Raw genomic sequence first — 6,340 nt, forward strand, 5'->3', positions numbered from 1 at the left:
CATCGGCTCTTGTCCCGACGATCAGACACGACACATGCCGAAGGCCGGCCACCCGCGTGGGGTGACCGGCCTTCGGTGTGTAACGCGTTGTGTGCGTTGAGTTCTGAGCTAGATCAGAATCCCATCCTCGTCGGAGACGAGATCAGAATCCCATCCCGCCCATCTCGTCGCCGCCCGGCATGGCCGGGGCCGGGTTCTTCTCCGGCTTGTCGGCGACGACGGCCTCGGTGGTGAGGAACAGGGCCGCGATCGACGCAGCGTTCTGCAGCGCCGAGCGGGTGACCTTCACCGGGTCGTTGATGCCGGCGGCCAGCAGGTCCTCGTAGGTGCCGGTGGCGGCGTTGAGGCCGGTGCCCTTCGGCGAGTTGAGGATCTTGTCGGCCACAACACCGGGCTCGAGGCCCGCGTTGATGGCGATCTGCTTGGCCGGGGCCGAGAGCGCAACCTTGACGATGTTGGCGCCGGTGGCCTCGTCACCGTCGAGGGTGAGTCCGTCGATGGTGGGCTCCGACTGCAGCAGGGCCACGCCACCGCCGGCGACGATGCCCTCTTCCACGGCAGCCTTCGCGTTGCGGACGGCGTCCTCGATGCGGTGCTTGCGCTCCTTGAGCTCGACCTCGGTGGCCGCGCCCGCCTTGATCACCGCAACACCGCCGGCCAGCTTGGCCAGGCGCTCCTGCAGCTTCTCACGGTCGTAGTCGGAGTCGCTGTTCTCGATCTCGCTGCGGATCTGGGCCACACGACCGGCGATGGCGTCGGCGTCGCCGGCACCGTCGACGATGGTGGTCTCGTCCTTGGTGACGACGACCTTGCGGGCCTGGCCGAGCAGCTCGAGTCCGGCGGTCTCCAGGGAGAGGCCGACCTCTTCGCTGATGACCTCGCCACCGGTGAGGATGGCGATGTCGGCGAGCATGGCCTTGCGACGGTCACCGAAGCCCGGAGCCTTGACGGCGACGGACTTGAAGGTGCCGCGGATCTTGTTGACCACCAGGGTCGAGAGGGCTTCGCCCTCGACATCCTCGGCGATGATCAGCAGCGGCTTGCCGGCCTGGATGACCTTCTCCAGCAGCGGCAGCAGGTCCTTGACGGTCGAGATCTTGCTCGACACGAGCAGGATGTAGGGGTCCTCGAGGACGGCTTCCTGACGATCGGCGTCGGTCACGAAGTAGCCCGAGATGTAGCCCTTGTCGAAGCGCATGCCCTCGGTGAGCTCCAGCTGCAGCCCGAAGGTGTTGGACTCCTCGACGGTGATGACGCCTTCCTTGCCGACCTTGTCCATCGCCTCGGCGATCAGCTCGCCGATGGATGCGTCGCCGGCCGAGATGCCCGCGGTGGCAGCGATCTGCTCCTTGGTCTCGACCTCCTTGGCGCTCTTGAGCAGCGACTCGGTGACGGCCTCGACGGCCTTCTCGATGCCGCGCTTGAGACCCAGCGGGTTGGCGCCGGCGGCAACGTTGCGCAGACCCTCGCGCACGAGCGCCTGGGCGAGCACGGTGGCGGTGGTGGTGCCGTCACCTGCGACGTCGTCGGTCTTCTTGGCAACTTCCTTGACGAGCTCGGCACCGATCTTCTCGTACGGGTCCTCGAGCTCGATTTCCTTGGCGATGGAGACACCGTCGTTGGTGATAGTGGGGGCGCCCCACTTCTTCTCCAGAACGACGTTGCGGCCCTTGGGTCCCAACGTCACCTTGACTGCGTCGGCGAGGCTGTTGAGACCCCGCTCGAGGCCGCGGCGGGCCTCTTCGTCGAACGCGATTTGCTTGGCCATGGGTAAGTGATCCTCCGATAGGGGGTGACACTAGGTTCGGTATGGCCGGAACATCGGTGCCCGCGACGGACGACCGGCGTGTCAGGTGCCGATCTCACCGTCCCGACCTAGCACTCACCGTACGTGAGTGCCAATGACCGTTTTAGCACTCGACCATGGTGAGTGCAAGGTCGGCGGCACGTTGTCCGCGGCGCGCGAACACGCCGGTCACTCGCCGCGGGCGAACAGCAGCGGCACCAGCAACTCGTCGGCGGTCCACCCGCCGTGATGGCCCACCATCCGCGTCTCGTTCGGCTCGTCGACGAACCTGCCCAGAATGGTGCGCCCACCCGCGACGGCCACCACGTCGCCGACGCGTCCGGGCGGGAGGTCGCCGGCGCCGAACCAGTCCTCGTCGAGTACCTGTTCGCGGGTGGCGACGGTGGCGTCGCCCGACAGCAGCTCCGACCAGGTGGCGGCGACGTCGGCCGCAGCGCCCTCGACCGCATAGACGTGCCGCGCCCGCGCCTCACCGGCGATCGCCTCCACCGCGCGGTTGAGGTCGTCGGCCCGGTCGTCGGCGGCGTCGAGGTCGATCACCTCGCCTGCCGCGAGCATGCCGTGATCGCCGGTCACCACCAGCGCGACCCCCGAGGGCAGGTCGGTGAGGAGGTCGGCCACGAAGGCGTCGACGGTTCGTAGCGCCGCGAGCCAGGCCTCCGACCCCGGGCCGTGCATGTGGCCCGCGGCGTCGAGGTCGGGGAGATAGGTGTAGACGAAGCGTGGCCACTGCGACCGGGAGACCGCACGCGTCAACGCGGCGGCGACGCCGGCACGCAACTCGTCCGGCGTGGCGGCGGGCATGTACCGGGCCGACGAACCGAAGGCCACCTGGGTGAATCCGGTTCCGCGGAACACACCGGGCATCACGGTGAAGGTGCGCACGCCGGCCGCCGCAAGATCGGCGAGGGCGCGACCGGCCGACGGCGCGACGCGCCCCGTCGGATAGATGTCGAGGGCCGACGGCCCGTTCCCGGCGTCGAGCGTCCAGCGCAGCGCGTTGAGCACACGCGCCGTATCGCCCACCCGCACCGCGGCCTCGGGCCGGAAGCTGTAGCCGATGATCCCGTGCGTGGCGGCGGGCGCACCGGTCATCAGGCTGGTGATCGAGGTGACGGTGGTCGACGGGAACCCGGCACGCAGCGTCCCGGCCCGGAGGCCGGCAAGGGTGGGCGCGGCGTCGGCATGCGCGGCGAGCTGATTCTCCCCCAGGCCGTCGACCAGGAGTAATACGACGTCCGATCCATCGAGTGCGGGCAGGGCGGTGCTGGGCGGCGTGCCACTGTGCGGGGCTACCCCGGCACGGAACCCGCCGGCGATCCACGGCAGGACGTCGGCGAGGGTGTCGGGATATTCGGCCCACCTGCTCGGCGGGAGCTCCTCGAGGGGATCGCTCGACATGTCTACACACTCTGCTCCCCGCGACGCGCACGCCACCCGACACCCCGCGACCGCCGGTCATCGACTTCCGGAATAAAAGTTGATCGTGTTACGCTCCACTTGACATAATCACTACCGCTCGAGATGAGAGGACACCAGTCATGGCAACCAATGCTCGCTTCGTTCCTGTCCGTCGCACCGCCGCTCCGTCGGTGTTCAGCCCGTTCCGGTTCTTCGATGACCGCGGACTGATCGACCTTTTCGACACCGCCTTCGCCGGCGTCGAACCGTCGCGGTTCGAGACTGCGTGGACCCCGGCCGTCACGGTCGAGGAGACCGAGGGCGCCTACATCGTCGAGGCGGAACTGCCCGGCATCAAGCGCGACGACATCACGGTGGAACTCGACGACAACGTGCTCCACGTCCACGGCGAGACCACCGAGACCGAGCGCACCGGCGAGATCCGTCACCAGACGCGTCGCACCGGCAAGTTCGACTACCGCCTCTCCCTGCCCGGCGAGGTCGACGGCGACAAGGTGTCCGCGGCCCTCACCGACGGTGTCCTGAAGCTCGAACTCGCCAAGGCCGCACCGGCTCAGGCCCGTCAGATCGAGATCACCGAATCGTCCGACAACAGCTGATCCCCCTGTCACTGCTGTCGTGACCCGGCCGCCCGGACACGTTGTGTCCGGGCGGTTTTCGTCACAGCGCCCGCTGCCCGCCGATGTAGAGCCTGCCGCCCACCGCGGCAACCACCTCACCGGTGTCGAGGTTCGACAACTCCCAGCCGGCGCCCGCGCCGCTGGTCATCACCGACGACGGGTACGTGCGCAGCAACGCCAGCCGCCGGCCGTCGGTACCGAGCAGATCGGTCGAGTCGGGGATGCGCTCGCCGATCTGATCACCGGAGTACGCATCGAACACCTCATGGCCGACGATCACCGCGGTGGACGTTCCCTTCACGGTGCCGGAATCGGCAGCCCGGTGATGCCAGATGATCTTTCCCGACGACGGATCGACGGCTCCGACTTCGGAGCCCTTCGTCGCCACCGGTAACGACATCGCGCTGACCACCATCGTCTGGTTGTCGCGGAAGTCGAGGGATTGGGGCACGGCCAGCGTCCAGCCCTCGTCGATGTCGGCGGTCTTGGTGCCGTCGGCGTCGAAGATCTCTGCTCGGCTACCGGCCTGCGAGAAAGCGAAACCGCCCGGAAATGCGTTCAGGACGGACGGATTGTCGAGTGGAAAGTCCCTCGTCGCCATCACTTTGCCGTCACTGAGGCGAATCACCTTGCTACTCAGCTTGTTTCCGAGGGCACCGGTCGCGATCGGGGTGTCGACCTTCAGATAAGGGGTGGGGCCGTCGATGACCACACTGCCGGGGCCATACCCCTGAGTAAGCACCAGGGGCACTTCGGCAACCGATGTGCCCGAGACATCATAGGAACGTGCGACGAGGTTCGACGAGCCCCGGCCGATCACCGCCACCAGACGCTCACCCGCCGCCAGCACCGTCGGCACGGACGACCCGCTGACATCGGCGGTGACTGCGCCGCGGGCGATGTCGATCACCACCAGTCGCGAACGGTCGGCCGAGCCGCCCTCGGCCCACGCACAGACCGCGCCGGTCGCGGGCTCGTTCACCGCACAATGCAGGGAGATCGGGCGGTCGGCCGATCCGACGGGCAGCACCACCGGCGGGGCGCCGGTGGGTGCACCGGTGTCGGCATTGACCGCGGTGAGCCGGTACCCGTCCTGATACACGAGGAACAACACCAGCTTCTCGTCGCCCCCGACCACCTGCGGTACGCCCAGAGTGCCCTTCGGCGCGAAGGCCCACACCGGTTTGGTCGGTTGCGTTGCCAGCGAAGCGAATTGCGGCGTCACCGGTTTGTGTGGCAGATCGTGTCCGGGGGAGCCGCCGAACACCTGCCACGACACCACCCCCGCCACCACGACGAGCACCAGCGCCAGCACCGGGGCCACGATCAGCCACCGCCTCGGCGAGCGCTTGCGGCCCACGGACGCCGGCCCACCCGAGTGCCGGTGCTGCGTGGGACCGAACACTTCCGGACGAGCACCGGCCGCGTGTGCCGTGCTCGCGAACGCCGGAGACGACGATCCGGCGTGGGGCGCGCCGGCCGGCCCCGGCACCCGCACCTGCGTGGCGTCCGATCCTCGTTGGCTCAGTGCCCATTTCAGCGCAGCGGCAAACGCCCGACTCGACGGGAACCGATCATCGGGCCGCTTCGCCATGGCGCGGAAGAAGACCTGATCCACCGCCGGCGGAAGGTCGGGTCGCGCCGCGACCACACTGGGAACGGGCATGGTGGCGTGTGCCACGATCACACCCGCCGCGGTACTCCCGGTGAACGGCGGATCACCGGTGAGCAGATGGAATGCGCTGCACGCCAACGAGTACTGGTCGGCACGGGTGTCGACGATGCCGCCGCTCATCTGCTCCGGCGAGGCGTAGCTGAGCGTGCCGAGTGCCATCCCCGTCTGCGTCAGCTCGGAGTTGCCGGGACCCATCCGCGCAATGCCGAAGTCGCTCAACAGCACCCGGCCCGACGACGTCAGAATGTTCGCGGGCTTCACGTCGCGATGAACCAGTCCGCGGGCACCGGCGAAATCCAGGGTCTCGGCCACGGCGTCGACCACCCGGGACACCTCGGCGGCCGGCAGCCCGTGCGGCGCCCGGCTCAGCACGACGTTCATGTCGGGGCCGTCGATCAGTTCCAGCGCGATCCACAATCGACCGGCGGTCTCGCCGCGGTCGTAGACGGTGACGATCCCCGGATACGACAGGGCGGCGACGAGATCGGCCTCGCGCTCGAATCGTCGACGGTACTGCTCGTCGGCGGCGAACTGTGCGGCGAGCACCTTGAGCGCGTCCCGCCGCGGCAACCGGGGGTGGCGTGCCACATAGACCTCACCCATACCGCCGGCACCGAGGAGCCGTTCGATGGTGTACCCGGCGAACACCGAACCCGGTTCGAGTACCGCCACGCCCACCCCCACAACTCCGACCGGGCCCGACCCCCGGCGATCAGGGCAACGCTAGTGTCGCGTTTCGTTAGTTGGTTTTCGGTTGAGCTTTCTTGAGAATCTCCTCGACCGGTTTCGTCCACACGAAGGGGTGTTTGCGGTCGT

Annotated in this window: 4 protein-coding genes; 1 reads left to right on the top strand and 3 read right to left on the bottom strand. The window is 68.3% G+C overall.

What is annotated here, in order from left to right:
* Positions 1 to 142: 142 nt before the first annotated feature.
* Positions 143 to 1,768, bottom strand: a complete 1,626-nt coding sequence (gene groL / locus ACWDSI_RS19395; protein ID WP_449748122.1) for a chaperonin GroEL — start codon at positions 1,766 to 1,768, stop codon at positions 143 to 145.
* A gap of 207 nt (positions 1,769 to 1,975) precedes the next feature.
* Positions 1,976 to 3,208: an alkaline phosphatase family protein gene (locus ACWDSI_RS19400; protein ID WP_449757529.1), complete on the bottom strand. Its 1,233-nt coding sequence runs from the start codon at positions 3,206 to 3,208 to the stop codon at positions 1,976 to 1,978.
* A gap of 140 nt (positions 3,209 to 3,348) precedes the next feature.
* Between ACWDSI_RS19400 and ACWDSI_RS19405 the strand changes: the two genes are divergently transcribed.
* Complete coding sequence (locus ACWDSI_RS19405) at positions 3,349 to 3,828, top strand: Hsp20/alpha crystallin family protein (protein ID WP_449748124.1); 480 nt, start codon at positions 3,349 to 3,351, stop codon at positions 3,826 to 3,828.
* Positions 3,829 to 3,889: 61 nt separating this feature from the next.
* Here the strand turns inward: ACWDSI_RS19405 and ACWDSI_RS19410 are convergent, their stop codons facing one another.
* Positions 3,890 to 6,196: a protein kinase domain-containing protein gene (locus ACWDSI_RS19410; RefSeq protein WP_449757530.1), complete on the bottom strand. Its 2,307-nt coding sequence runs from the start codon at positions 6,194 to 6,196 to the stop codon at positions 3,890 to 3,892.
* Between the last annotated feature and the right edge of the window lie 144 nt (positions 6,197 to 6,340).

Source organism: Gordonia sp. NPDC003429 (assembly GCF_053588575.1).

Coding starts and splice junctions, on each gene's coding strand:
- groL (WP_449748122.1), bottom strand. CDS start 1,768: ATGGCCAAGCAAATCGCGTTCGACGAAGAGGCCCGCCGCGGCCTCGAG.
- ACWDSI_RS19400 (WP_449757529.1), bottom strand. CDS start 3,208: ATGTCGAGCGATCCCCTCGAGGAGCTCCCGCCGAGCAGGTGGGCCGAA.
- ACWDSI_RS19405 (WP_449748124.1), top strand. CDS start 3,349: ATGGCAACCAATGCTCGCTTCGTTCCTGTCCGTCGCACCGCCGCTCCG.